Here is a 12,383-nt window from a genome sequence, read left to right as displayed (position 1 = left end):
TGTCGATTTGCAGACCTTTATGCAGGCTCGACCGGTCCTCTTGGGTCCATGATCTTGTTCATGAGCGAATCCGCCCCGGCATTGCCGAGCAGGCGACCCATTTCGATGGCAACTTCAGGAGTCATGCTGATCACGTCCCCGTTATGGCCTTCGACAAATACATGTCCGTCTTCGACCCAGACGTTTCTTGGTTTGCCGTAAGTCTCGGCCTCAGACAACCGCTCGGAAATTCTGGCTCGTTCCGCGTCAGACGGTAGATTAGACTTTGCCATTATTGTCCTCCTGAAAATCTATTTGCGAATTGCTTTCGATCCGCGAGATATTCCTAGTTTAGCGACGGCCAAGCATACACAAATTGACTCGATATTAAAAGTCGTCCGGGTATAACCACCACAAAGTCGTAGCAATCGCTTGGCCGGAGCTTCATATTTGCAATCGAAAGCAAAACAATAAGTACGAACGGTATCTGTCGAACTCGCCGGACTTCGGCGTGGTTCCCCCAGCGGTTGACTTCTTCTCATCTCACGTCTGGATCGATCTGGTTCTTCGAAAACATATCGCCCATCAGCAGGACGGTGTGATCGGCTGCCAGCGCGTAGCGAACCGAACCAGCGTCCGGTCGCTCTGAAGATCTTCAATCTTGCCTGTCGGCTGCACGCGGCAACAGGCCGGTGGATCGGCTTGTAAACCGCTTCAGATGCTCACCGGGTCTCACTCTGCTGGGCAGTCTCGCCGGATGGAGCCGCGGGTTTCGGCGCAGAAACACGTAAGCAAAGGCGCCAGAGCGCGTAGGTGCCGTTGAACAAGGATCATCGGCGCGTCCGATGAACCGCGGCTTGGCGACGCCAGGCGGTGGAGCGCCGTAGAGCATGGCTTGCATTGCATCCAGCAGTGTTTCGCCAGCCATCAGCCCGACAAAGACGCGACCCTGGCAGAAAACTTTCCTCGCTAGGTGTGAGAATGAATTGCAATAGCATTAATTGCTGGCTAATCGCCGCGTTCAAACGAATCAGGAAATAGGGCTAGCAGACAGATGAAGAACTTGTTTTGGACATTGACGCCTCTGGCGATCCTCCCGTTGGCCATTGTCGGCACGCCGGCAGTCGCGCAACAGCAATCGTCGGACCGTGCCCGTACCAATGATGACGACCAGCCGATCATCGTCACCGCGACCCGCAGCCAGCTGCCAGTCAGTGCCCTGCCGATCACGGTCGATGTCATCGATAGCGCGCAACTGGCCGATCAGATTTCTATCAGCGGTTCTACGGTCGACGCGATATCGGCCCTGTCGCCTTCCTTTTCTCCGACCCGGCAAAAGCTGAGCGGAGCGGGCGAAAGCCTGCGCGGCCGTGCCCCTTTGTTCGCGATCAATGGCGTGCCGCAGTCGACCCCGATCCGCGACGGTTCGCGCGATGGCTATACGATTGATCCGTTTTTTGTCGACCGGGTGGAGCTGATCTACGGCTCGAACGCGTTGCAGGGCATCGGCGCCACCGGCGGGGTTATCAATCAGGTGCTGGTCGGAGCCCCTTCCGAGGATGGCCTGAGCGGACGGGTGCTGCTGCAGGGCTCGGGCGGTGACGATTTCCAGGGCGAGGGGCTCGGCGGCAAGGCGGGCGGTCTGGTCAGCTACCGGGCGGGAGCTTTCGACGCGAGCCTCGGTGCAACCGTGGAACGCCGCGGGATCTTTTTTGACGGTGACGGCAACCGCGTCGGTGTCGATGGTACGCAGGGCGATATCCAGGACAGCGACAGCTGGTCGATATTCGGCCGCTTCGGTTACCAGCTGTCGGACAGCGCCCGGCTCGAACTGGTCGCTAACCGGTTCAGCCTTGAGGGCAATGCCAATTATGTCAGCGTCAGCGGTGATCGCGCCGCCAATATTCCATCCACCTCGGTGCGCGGTTCCACACCCGGCGATCCACCGTCGAACCGCAACGAATTGGTGTCGCTGTCGCTCACGGATGACGATCTCGCTGGCGGTACCTTTACGCTGCAGGCCTTCTTCAACCGGTCGCGCGACGTGTTTGGCGGCGGCGTTTTTGGCACCTTCCAGGATCCGGCCATCGACCCGACCGGCAACCTGTTCGAACAGTCTGCCAACCGCTCGCGCAAAATCGGCGGGAAGGTCACCTATGAGCGCGAAATCCTCCGCGATCTGACCGTGACGGCCGGTTTTGACACTTTGTTCGACAGCACCGAGCAGGTTCTGGTCCAGACCGACCGTGCCTGGGTGCCCGAAACCCAATTTCGCAGCCTTGCACCCTTCGGCCAGGTCAATCTGGGCCTGTTTGACCGGTTGGTGACACTGGCTGGCGGCGTCCGCTGGGAAAATGTCCAGCTGAAGGTGGACGATTTCACCACCATCGCGAGTGCTGGCAGTACTGCGGTGTCCGGTGGCAGTCCGGAATTTGACAAATGGCTGCCCAACGCAGGCATCATCATCGAGCCGGTCCGAGGCATTCGCGCCTATGGCAGCTATTCGAAAGGCTATACGGTGCCCGATGTCGGACGGATCTTGCGCGGGATCACGACTCCCGGCGTCAGCATCGACAATTTTCTCGACGTCACTCCGATCATTTCCGACAACCGCGAACTAGGGCTGGAGGTCAAGCGCGGGCCACTGGATGCGAGTGTGACCTATTTCTGGTCGTCGAGCGATTTCGGCCAGCGGTTGGTGCTCAATGCAGACGGCATTTTCGACGTGCGCCGCGAGGCGGTGGAGATCCAGGGGCTGGAAATCAATCTCGGTGTCGAAACGCCATTGCCGGGCCTGAAACTGGGCGTCGGCTACAGCAATCTCAGCGGGCGAGTGGATACCGACGGTGACGGCGCGGTCGATGATGAGCTCGACGGCAGCAATATCTCGCCTGACCGGCTCAACCTCTCGGCCGACTATGCGAGCGGCCCTTTGTCGGCACGCGTGCAGGGACAATATTATCTCTCCCGCCGCTTCGAAGGCCAACCGGCCAGCGCCGATTTTGAAGGCTATACCATCGTCAACGCGCTGCTGCGTTACGAGACCGGTTGGGGTGCCTTCAGCCTGGCCGCCCAGAATCTGTTCGACGAATATTATATCAGTTACGACAGTGACACCGTGCGTACCACCGACAATGATCGTTTCTTCGCCGGCCGCGGACGCACGATCACGCTGGGGTGGGACTGGCGCTTTTAATGCGGCTGCTGGCCTGGCTGCACCGCTGGACCGGCGGCCTGATCGGGTTGCTCCTCGCCCTGCTGGGAGCAACCGGAACCCTGCTGCTCTGGAAAGAGCAATATCTGGGACTGACGCTGGGCGGAGGCAATGCGGCGCCGATATCCGGCGCGGCCCACTATGCCGCCATCACCGGTACCATGCTGGAATCGGCTTCGGGCACGCCGCGGAATATCATCTTCGCGCATGACGGCTTGGCGCTGAACAGCCTGTCCGATACCGATGGCGGCGGCTTCTATGCGGACCAGTCGGGCCGGTTCCTCGCCGGATGGAACTCATCCTGGGACAGGCCCGAGACATTTCTGTTTGATCTGCACCACCATCTGCTGATCGGCGATACCGGGGAACTGTTTGCCGGCATCGCCGGGCTGATCGGCCTCGCTTTTGTAGTAACCGGCCTGATCCTGTGGTGGCGCACCCGGAGAACTTTCAAGCTGCGCCTGTGGCCGGCGCGCATGACCCGCAGCGCCATCATTCGCCAGCATCGCGATCTCGGCACCATGATGGCACCGCTGCTTGTCCTGACCATGCTGACCGGGGTCATGCTGACCTTGCGTCCCGTCGCCTATTTCCTGCTCTCGCCTTTGTCATCGATCGAGGACATACAGGCCGCCACCGCGCCGCCACAGGTGAAGGGCGGACCGGCGGACAACATCGACTGGGCGAGCATATACCGAACCGCCGAACAGCGCTTCCCGCAGGCGGAACTGCGTATCACCAGCTTCCCCAGAGAGCCGAGTGATCTGGTCGCTCTCAGAATGAAGCAGCCGTCGGAATGGTTGCCCAATGGCCGCACTTTGCTCTGGTTCGATCCGGCCACCGCTCGGCTGATCGACTCCCGCGATGCGAACCGGCATCCGGTGGGGCTAAAGACCTTCAATCTCGCTTATCCGCTGCACGCCGCCAAGGTCGGTGGATGGGCCTATAAACTGCTGCAGACGCTCACCGGCCTGACTCTCACGTTGCTCGGCAGTCTCGCCGTATGGAGCTTCTGGTTCCGGCACAAAAACACATAGCGAAAGCGTCAGGCGCCGCGGGTAAAAAGCTATAGCATAAATGGCCAGAGTGCGGTGACGGAAAGAGCGAGACTGCCACCCACAATGGCTCCGGCAAGCAGCCGACTGCCGTGCAATCTGGTCCACAGCAAAAACCCGGTGATGCTCATGGCGATAAGCGCTCCTGCTATCGTGTCCATCAACAAGACCCAAGCCAGGCCGACGCCAGAGGCCTTGTGCAGATTTTTGAGGAAGCCCCAGAGGTTCTGGCTGGTTTGCTTGACCGACACGCTGGCGGAGCCCTTCACATGTTCGACGGTGAGACGGCCATTGGCGTGGTTGAAGCTCAATTCCCATTTTTTTGCTTCCGCGCGTTCCTTGCCCATAAACCGTTTGGCGGATTCCCGATCCCTGTTCTCTCCCCTGCGGTTACCTTTCCCTCGCGGCGGGCGCGGTTCGCTATTCAGGGAGAATTCGGCCTGGGCCCATTTGCCCAGTGCGGCCTCGTCCTTGATCGATCCGGCCGGAACGGCGATATCCATTGCGCTCACTTCGATGGGCTCGCCGGTCTCGATTTTCCAGATGCTGCGGTGATTGAGCAATATGCCGCTCACGCCCAGCATCAAAAAGAGCAATGCACCCCAAAAGCCCGTCCATGCGTGGGTGCGTTTCAACCAGCGGATGGCAGCGGCCCGCTGCCATTGGCGCGGAACAAACAGCAGTCCGGACTGGTTCCTCTTTTTCGTCGTCGTGGAAGTCACCGTCATAAATCCGCCCATTTTCGCAATAAGTTATGGAAAGTTGAAGTCAGTCCGAGCACGCTGGTATGCTTGTCGCCCAATTCTTGCCGGGCGAGGGTGATCGACTGATCAAAACGGTAGAGCAGGGCCCGGTCGCTGTCATCGCGCACCATCGACTGGGTCCAGAAGAATGACGCCCACCGCCTGCCCCGCGTAATCGGCTCGACCCGGTGCAGGCTATCGGCGGGATAGAGGACCATGTCGCCTGCAGGCAGTTTTACCCGTTGCTCACCATAATGATCTTCAATCACCAGCTCGCCGCCATCATAATCCTCCGGATCGGTCAGGAACAAGGTGGAGGACAGGTCCGTCCGGATCCGCTGCCGCGCGGAACCGATATAGCGGATTGCATTGTCGACATGGCTGTCAAAGCCCATGCCTTCGTCATAGCGGTTGAACAACGGCGGGAAGACGCGATGGGGCAGGGCGGCCGAATTGAACATCGCATTGCTGCCGAGGGCGCGCAAGATGATCTCGCCCAGGGCTTTGGCTTCCGGTGCGTCCTCTGGCACTTGCAGATTATGCTTCGCCAGCGCCGCTTGTGCGCCGGACGTCACATTCCCGTCCACCCATTCTGTTTCGGCAAGAGTCTTGCGCAGATGTTGTACCTCTTCAGGCTTCAGGACGGACGGGATGTGTAACAGCATCTAATCACTTTCTTCTTGGAACCGCCGGTTCAGAACGAAACTCCAAAGCTTGCCAGGAATGACCGGCCAGCAGCAGGAACAACACGGCTGCTGTTCACTTGCGAATAATAGAGCTTGTTGGTCAGATTATAACCGTTAACTGCAATCCGGTAATTTCCAAAATCATAGGCCAGTAACCCGTCCACCGCTACATAGGATGGCGCGACCTGCGTATTCTGGCTGTTGAGGAATACTTTCGACTGGTAATTCCCGCCAACGCCAACTTCCAGACCCTTCAGACTTCCCCCCACCGGCTTATAGGCCGCCCACAGACTAGCGGAATGTTTCGGTACATAGCGAACCTGCTGTCCGAGAGCTGCGGTATCCGGGTCGCCGGAGCGCGTGAAGGCTTCGGTGATCTCCGCATCAACATAGGAATAGTTCAGCGTCAGCAGCAGATCGGAAGTTACCGCCCCGCTGGCACCCAGTTCAAATCCGCGCAGGCGCTGTTTCGGTTCGCGAGAAACGACAGTCACGTTGGTAACAGGATCGACTTCTCGCGCATTGTCGCGGTTGATCTGATAGATCGCGCTTTGCACCAGCAGCTTGTTACCGAACAGATTCACTTTTACGCCCAGATCGAATGTTTCGGTCTTTTCGGGATCTAGGTCATTTCTGTCGACACCGCCATTGGCCGCAGGCGTGGACAGGCTACCATTGCTGAGCGAATTGCCCGGTGGCACCGCAGCCTTGCTGTACGACAGATACACGCTTGCATTGTCTGATGGCTCCCAGATGATGGACGCCTTCGGGCTCCACAAGTCACTCGTGGCTTCCGCCTGGGTGAAGCAGGTCGTAAAGCTGCCGGTGGCGCCGTTGCACGACGTTAGCGCTTCTCCGCGACTACCCGTCAGCTCGACCGTATCCTGTTTGGTCTTGAAATGCTGATAGCGCACGCCGGCGTTGATCGACAGTTGAGGTGTCAGCCACAAACGCTCGTCAACGAACAGCGAGATGTCCGTCGCTTCTGAATCGCGGAACCGGTAAACTGCCGAAGGATAGACAGGCGCTCCCACCGCTGACGGGTTGAGCAGCGGCCGAGACACGGTGCTGGCCGACCGCTGTGTATCGGAACGCTTGTTGGTCTGGTAGGAAACGTCCCAGCCGATGATCAGCTCATTGCGCAGACTGCCAAGAGATTTTTCGATCAGAGCGGTAGAGACATTCTGAATGCCGCGTGTCGTTTGGTCCTGAAGACCGCGTGCACTCGCTGAAACCGTTGGTACGGTGAGCGGATCACCATCCAGCAGGGCATCACCGCAGGCATCATTGCAACTGGTCGGCGTCTGCCGGAATTCGCGCGTGTACACGCCAACCTTGGTGTCGCTGGTAAGGCTGATCCAGTCATTGGCCTGATGGGCAAAGCGCGCCGTCAGCGTGTTGACCGTGACCTTGTCGCGGTCTGCAGCAAAGCCATAAAAGTTGGAGCGCGGTACCCCGAATTCCGGCGCCGGCCGCTCGATATCGGTCGGATCGCTGGTGCGGATGATCGGCACACCGTAATCCACGCGCTTGTCTTCATCCTGATGGAAAAAGATCAGGTCGAAATTCGTGTCATTTCCGATCCCGAAGCCAAGCGCCGCAGCAAAACCAAAGCGATTGGAATAGATATCGTCCCGGTCTGCCGTGTCGGCCGTATGGCCCATGAGATTGAGCCGGAGACCGCTGCTGTCGCTCAGGGCCAGATTGGCATCCGCCGTGCCGCGAAGATAATCATCGGTTCCGCCTGCCACATTGAAGCTATATCTGTCTTCGGCAAGCGCCCGCTTCGATTGCGTGTTGATCGCTCCGCCGGATACGCCGCGACCCAATGCCGTGGAGGACGATCCTTTCAGCACCTGCACGGATTCATAATTAAACGCATCGCGGGTAAAGGCGCCGAAGTCTCTCAGGCCATCGGTAAAAATGTCGTCGCGTGCTGCCTGACCGCGAATGAAGAACTGGTCACCATTGACTGTGCCGCCTTCACCGACCGCAGTGGTTACGCCCGCGACATTGCGCAGGGCATCGGCGAGCGTCGTCGCTTGCCGGTCATCCAGAACCTCTCTGTCCACGATATTGATGGTCTGTGGTGCGTCGATCAGGGGGCCCCGCATGGTCGCCAGATCAATCTCTTCCCCTCTGCCGATGACGACAATCTGTTCATCTGCGGCTTCGTTAGCCCCTGTATCCTCGGCGGCAAAGGCGGTGCCGGGCACCGCCATCAGCATGGCAGCGGCGATTGAACCGGTGCCGAAAGCGGCGCGGCGAGAGACTTTAGAATCAGACACAAATATTCCCCATCAGTTAGCGATAGGAGCGCGCTATTGATAATCATTATCATTGTCAACAGTGCAACGTTATTTGTTATTAAAATAGCGAGCGCCAGCCGGAACGGCGGTGCGGATCACAGCCGCACGCACGAGCTCCAGACGCAAAAAAGCCCGGAGCAATCGCTTGCCCCGGGCTTGCTGTTTGCAATCTGATCGCTGGTATCAGCTCGAATAATACATGTCGAATTCGACCGGGCTCGGCTGGGTTTCCCAGCGGCTGACTTCTTCCCATTTCAGTTCGGCATAGGCGTCGATCTGGTCCTTGGAGAAGACATCGCCCTTGAGCAGGAACTCGTGATCTGCTTCCAGCGCTTCCAGCGCCTCGCGCAGCGAACCGCAGACAGTCGGCACTTCGGCCAGCTCTGCCGGTGGCAGGTCATAGAGATTCTTGTCCATCGCGTCGCCGGGGTGGATCTTGTTCTCGATGCCGTCGAGACCCGCCATCAGCAAGGCTGCCGCTGACAGATAAGGGTTGGCCAATGGATCGGGGAAGCGGAACTCTACGCGCTTCGCCTTGTCACCCGCGCCATAAGGAATACGGCAGGATGCGGAACGGTTACGGCTCGAATAAGCGAGCAACACCGGTGCTTCAAAGCCCGGCACCAGTCGCTTGTAGCTGTTGGTGGTCGGGTTGGAGAAGGCGTTGACCGCCTTGGCATGTTTGATCACGCCGCCGATATAGTGGAGGCACATTTCCGACAGACCGGCATATTCATTGCCCGCGAACAGGGGGCTGCCATCTTTCCAGATCGACATGTGCGTGTGCATGCCGCTGCCGTTGTCGTCCTTGATCGGCTTCGGCATGAAGGTTGCGGTCTTGCCATAGGCATGGGCAACCTGCTGCACGACATATTTGTAGACCTGGGTCCGGTCGCAGGTCTGGGTCAGCGTGCCAAAGGTAATGCCAAGCTCGTGCTGCGCCGAGGCGACTTCATGATGATGCTTGTCCATCGGCAAGCCCATTTCCAGCATGGTCGCAACCATTTCGGCGCGGATGTCCATGCAGCTGTCGACCGGAGCAACCGGGAAATAGCCGCCTTTGGCGCGCGGGCGGTGGCCCATATTGCCGACGTCGTAGGTTTTACCGCTGTTGGTCGGCAATTCGATATCGTCGATCTGGAAGCTGGAGCGATCATAGCCGTTTTCGAATTTGACATCGTCAAACATGAAAAACTCGGGTTCCGGTCCTACATAGATGGTGTCGCCGATGCCGGTCGACTTCAGATAGGCTTCTGCCCGAACCGCAGTCGAGCGCGGATCGCGGCTGTAGAGCGAACCGTCACCCGGTTCGACGATGTTGCATACCAGGATCATCATCGGGGTTGCGGAGAACGGATCGATATAGACCGCGTCCAGGTCGGGGCGCAGGATCATGTCGGACTCGTTGATCGCTTTCCAGCCTTCAATCGAGCTGCCGTCGAACATGAACCCTTCTTCCAGGACATCTTCGTCGATGACCTCAGCGCACATCGACAGATGCTGCCATTTGCCGCGCGGATCGGTGAACCGGACATCGACCCACTCGATATCGTTTTCCTTGATCATTTTGGTAATGTCGGATGCTGAATTGCCCATATTTTGGTCCCTTGGTTCTTGTTGGATTGGATTGTTGGCGAAAAGGAAAAATCTAGATGGCGTCGTTGTCGCGCTCTCCGGTCCGGATGCGCAGCGCCGATTCAACCGGAATGACGAAAATCTTGCCGTCACCGATGCGACCGGTCTGGGCTGCGGCGGAAATCGCTTCGACGGTGCGGTCTGCAAGACCATCCTCGACGACCACTTCCAGCTTCACCTTCGGCAGGAAATCGACGACATATTCCGCGCCACGATACAGCTCGGTATGGCCTTTCTGGCGACCAAAGCCCTTGGCTTCGGTGACGGTGATTCCGGAAACGCCCACTTCGTGCAGCGCTTCCTTGACTTCATCCAGCTTGAACGGCTTGATTATCGCTTCTATTTTTTTCATTTTTAAACGTCCCCGTGTACCTCTGCTCTGGCTATTCCCCTTGCATAGCAAGAGCCGGCCATCAGCCGGGCACAATTGCCCGATTCCTTTCAATTACCATGCCAGAATTGATTCGTGAACAGAATCACCGGAATGCTTGGATCTAGTGCTAATGGTTAATCCAGCGGCTGACAATGCCGCCCAAAAAACAGGCATTTACAGGGGTAAATGTCCATAATTTGGGCAGTCATTCGTCGCTCGAACGCCCGCCACAGTCAGCGGACGGTCGGTGCCGTCATCTCCGGCAGGTTCTCCTTGGTCCAGTTCGAGCGGTTGACCACATAGTGGCGGATATTCTCGACCTGCTCGGGGCTGAGCTGCGAGGCAAAGCCGACCATCCCGTGCTGTTTCAGGGAGCCGCTGGTGACCACCGATGCCCAGTCGTCCTTGTCGCCCAGAACGCCGCTGATTCTCAGGTCCGGCGTAAAGCCGTTGCCGACCGCGCTGTCGCCATGGCAGACGATGCAGTTGCGGCCATACAGTCCCTTGCCTGCAGCAATCTGTTCCGGCGTGCCGGTCTCTGCTGGCGGGTCCCAGGTGATTTCGCCCTTGTCCGGCAGCGGCGGCAGCTTCGTCTTGCCGCCGAGCTTCAGCACCACCAGCCGCGGGATATTGGGGACCTGCCGCGTCACTCCGCCAGCGACCCCGGCGACCAGCGGAAAGGCACCGCCCTTGCTGGTGAGGAAGGCAATATATTGCTCGCCGTCAATCATATAGGTGGAGGGCGCGCTGACGATCCCCGATTGCATCGGCATGCGCAGCAGTTCCTTTCCGGTATCTGCCGTATAGGCCTTGAAGAAACCGGTGCTGGTGCCCTGGAACACCAGATTGCCCGCCGTCGTCATTGTGCCGCCGTTCCAAGCCGCCGGATAATCAAAGCTCCACTGGACCTTGCCGGTTTTCGGATTGAACGCGACCAGCTTTCCGGTGGTCGCGGCAATCGCCGCCTTGTAGACCTCTTTGTCATCGGGCAGCTGGGCTATCGACCAGCCGATGCCGACATTGAAACCGAGCCGCTCGCGCTTCTTGTCGATTTCCGTGACCGGCACTTCATAGCCCTGCGGAATCTGTTGCGCCGGAATATAGACCAGCCCGGTGTTCGGATTGTAGCTCATCGGATGCCAGTTATGCGCGCCGAGAGCGCCCGGGATGGCAATAAAAGGCTTCCCGGTCTTGTAGAAACGCGCGTCGGGATTCTCGATCGGCCGGCCCGTGGTCAGGTCATAGCCTTCCGCCCAGTTGATCCCTTCAACAAAGGGTTCGGCGCTGATCAGCGTGCCGTCGAGCCGGTCGATGACGAAGAAAAAGCCATTCTTCGGGGCATGGTAGAGCACCTTGCGCATCTTGCCGTCGATCGGCATTTCGGTCTGGATGATATGCTGGGTGGCGGTATAGTCCCAGCTTTCCGCCGGCGTTTCCTGATAGTGCCAGAGATATTTGCCGGTATCGGGATTGACCGCGACGATCGAGGACAGAAACAGATTGTCGCCTTCACCGCCGGAGCGCAGACCGTGGTTCCAGGGATTGCCGTTGCCGACGCCGAAATAGAGCTGGTCGAGATCTTCGTCATAGACGATGCTGTCCCATACGGTGCCGCCGCCGCCGGATTCCTTCCACTCGCCATCGCCCCAGGTCTGGGCTGCCGCTTTGGCGAAAATTTCGTCGCTCGCTGCGCCATCCGGCTTTCCTTCCGGATTGGGCACAGTGTAGAAACGCCATTTCAGCTGCCCGTCCCGTGTATCGTAGGCGGAGACATAGCCGCGTACGCCGAATTCGGCACCGCCATTGCCAATAATCACCATATTCTTGACCACGCGCGGTGCGCCGGTGATCGTATAGGGCTTGCTGTTGTCGGTGGTCTGGGTTTCCCACAGGCGCGCGCCGGTATTCGCGTCGAGCGCGATCAGCCGACCGTCGATGGTGCCGAAAAACAGCTTGCCGCGACTGATCGCGACGCCGCGATTGACCACGTCACAGCAGGCATCAACCGCTTTGGCGCCGTCAACCGCCGGGTCATAGGACCACAGCTCTTCGCCGGACTTGGCATCATAGGCAAAGACCTTCGACCAGGCGGTGGATATATACAGCTTGCCGTCGACCTCGATCGGGGTCGCTTCCTGGCCGCGCGCATCGGGCAGATCCTTGAACCAGGCGATGCCGAGTTTGTCCACATTGCTGTCATTGATCTGGTCGAGCGGGCTGTAGCGTTGTTCCTTGGCATCAAATCCGATGCTGTTCCAACCGGCTTCCACCGTCTCTTCCGGGGCTTCCGGCGCGCTGGTCTGACTTTCGCAAGCCACCAGCATCAATGGCATCAACAACAAACCCAGCCTGCGCATAACCCGTCTCCCAAAACTACCGGACGGTAACC

General features: G+C 58.7%; 11 protein-coding genes. 3 read left to right on the top strand and 8 right to left on the bottom strand.

The annotated features are described in order from the left end of the window. Positions 1–17: 17 nt before the first annotated feature. Both ACN0WW_RS12975 and ACN0WW_RS12970 read right to left on the bottom strand, forming a co-directional pair. The gene (locus tag ACN0WW_RS12975; protein WP_417613163.1) at positions 18–272 is read right to left on the bottom strand and encodes a hypothetical protein; all 255 of its coding nucleotides are present in this window, start codon (positions 270–272) and stop codon (positions 18–20) included. A gap of 362 nt (positions 273–634) precedes the next feature. Next, complete coding sequence (locus ACN0WW_RS12970) at positions 635–907, bottom strand: hypothetical protein (protein WP_417613161.1); 273 nt, start codon at positions 905–907, stop codon at positions 635–637. Between the two features lie 126 nt (positions 908–1,033). Between ACN0WW_RS12970 and ACN0WW_RS12965 the strand changes: the two genes are divergently transcribed. Together ACN0WW_RS12965 and ACN0WW_RS12960 are read left to right on the top strand one after the other, a co-directional pair. Next, positions 1,034–3,175 (top strand): TonB-dependent receptor, encoded by a 2,142-nt coding sequence (locus tag ACN0WW_RS12965; RefSeq protein WP_417613159.1) that lies wholly within the window; start codon positions 1,034–1,036, stop codon positions 3,173–3,175. Beyond that, the gene (locus ACN0WW_RS12960) at positions 3,175–4,230 is read left to right on the top strand and encodes a PepSY-associated TM helix domain-containing protein (protein WP_417613157.1); all 1,056 of its coding nucleotides are present in this window, start codon (positions 3,175–3,177) and stop codon (positions 4,228–4,230) included. The genes ACN0WW_RS12965 and ACN0WW_RS12960 overlap by 1 nt, the downstream gene beginning before the upstream one ends. A 29-nt stretch (positions 4,231–4,259) precedes the next feature. Here the strand turns inward: ACN0WW_RS12960 and ACN0WW_RS12955 are convergent, their stop codons facing one another. Genes ACN0WW_RS12955 through ACN0WW_RS12945 form a run of 3 tightly spaced genes read right to left on the bottom strand, consistent with a single transcriptional unit; the run spans position 4,260 to position 7,965 of the window. Next, positions 4,260–4,976: a PepSY-associated TM helix domain-containing protein gene (locus ACN0WW_RS12955; protein ID WP_417613156.1), complete on the bottom strand. Its 717-nt coding sequence runs from the start codon at positions 4,974–4,976 to the stop codon at positions 4,260–4,262. Further along, a complete protein-coding gene (locus ACN0WW_RS12950) occupies positions 4,973–5,656 on the bottom strand; it encodes a Fe2+-dependent dioxygenase (protein ID WP_417613154.1) in 684 nt (227 codons plus the stop codon). Before ACN0WW_RS12950 ends, ACN0WW_RS12955 begins: the two co-directional genes overlap by 4 nt. A 29-nt stretch (positions 5,657–5,685) precedes the next feature. Then, positions 5,686–7,965 carry a TonB-dependent receptor gene (locus ACN0WW_RS12945; RefSeq protein ID WP_417613152.1) on the bottom strand — a complete coding sequence of 760 codons (2,280 nt, stop codon included), beginning with the start codon at positions 7,963–7,965 and terminating at the stop codon, positions 5,686–5,688. 36 nt (positions 7,966–8,001) lie between these two features. Between ACN0WW_RS12945 and ACN0WW_RS12940 the strand changes: the two genes are divergently transcribed. Then, on the top strand, positions 8,002–8,160 hold the full coding sequence (locus tag ACN0WW_RS12940; protein WP_417613150.1) for a hypothetical protein: 159 nt from the start codon (positions 8,002–8,004) through the stop codon (positions 8,158–8,160). Positions 8,161–8,169: 9 nt separating this feature from the next. Here ACN0WW_RS12940 and glnA read toward each other — a convergent pair whose 3' ends face one another. From glnA to ACN0WW_RS12925, 3 genes are all read right to left on the bottom strand, one after another. Next, entirely contained in the window at positions 8,170–9,582 is a 1,413-nt protein-coding gene (glnA, locus tag ACN0WW_RS12935) for a type I glutamate--ammonia ligase (protein ID WP_417613148.1), read from the bottom strand. Positions 9,583–9,634: 52 nt separating this feature from the next. Continuing rightward, complete coding sequence (locus ACN0WW_RS12930) at positions 9,635–9,973, bottom strand: P-II family nitrogen regulator (protein WP_417613146.1); 339 nt, start codon at positions 9,971–9,973, stop codon at positions 9,635–9,637. Positions 9,974–10,227: 254 nt separating this feature from the next. Further along, on the bottom strand, positions 10,228–12,351 hold the full coding sequence (locus tag ACN0WW_RS12925; RefSeq protein ID WP_417613144.1) for a PQQ-dependent dehydrogenase, methanol/ethanol family: 2,124 nt from the start codon (positions 12,349–12,351) through the stop codon (positions 10,228–10,230). Positions 12,352–12,383: the final 32 nt, after the last annotated feature.

This window comes from Parasphingorhabdus sp., assembly GCF_048269865.1.
Classification (GTDB): domain Bacteria; phylum Pseudomonadota; class Alphaproteobacteria; order Sphingomonadales; family Sphingomonadaceae; genus Parasphingorhabdus.
The sequence above is the reverse complement of the archived record's forward strand: the minus strand, read 5'-3'. Positions and strand labels throughout refer to the sequence as shown.

Coding starts and splice junctions, on each gene's coding strand:
- ACN0WW_RS12975 (WP_417613163.1), bottom strand. CDS start 272: ATGGCAAAGTCTAATCTACCGTCTGACGCGGAACGAGCCAGAATTTCC.
- ACN0WW_RS12970 (WP_417613161.1), bottom strand. CDS start 907: ATGGCTGGCGAAACACTGCTGGATGCAATGCAAGCCATGCTCTACGGC.
- ACN0WW_RS12965 (WP_417613159.1), top strand. CDS start 1,034: ATGAAGAACTTGTTTTGGACATTGACGCCTCTGGCGATCCTCCCGTTG.
- ACN0WW_RS12960 (WP_417613157.1), top strand. CDS start 3,175: ATGCGGCTGCTGGCCTGGCTGCACCGCTGGACCGGCGGCCTGATCGGG.
- ACN0WW_RS12955 (WP_417613156.1), bottom strand. CDS start 4,976: ATGACGGTGACTTCCACGACGACGAAAAAGAGGAACCAGTCCGGACTG.
- ACN0WW_RS12950 (WP_417613154.1), bottom strand. CDS start 5,656: ATGCTGTTACACATCCCGTCCGTCCTGAAGCCTGAAGAGGTACAACAT.
- glnA (WP_417613148.1), bottom strand. CDS start 9,582: ATGGGCAATTCAGCATCCGACATTACCAAAATGATCAAGGAAAACGAT.
- ACN0WW_RS12930 (WP_417613146.1), bottom strand. CDS start 9,973: ATGAAAAAAATAGAAGCGATAATCAAGCCGTTCAAGCTGGATGAAGTC.
- ACN0WW_RS12925 (WP_417613144.1), bottom strand. CDS start 12,351: ATGCGCAGGCTGGGTTTGTTGTTGATGCCATTGATGCTGGTGGCTTGC.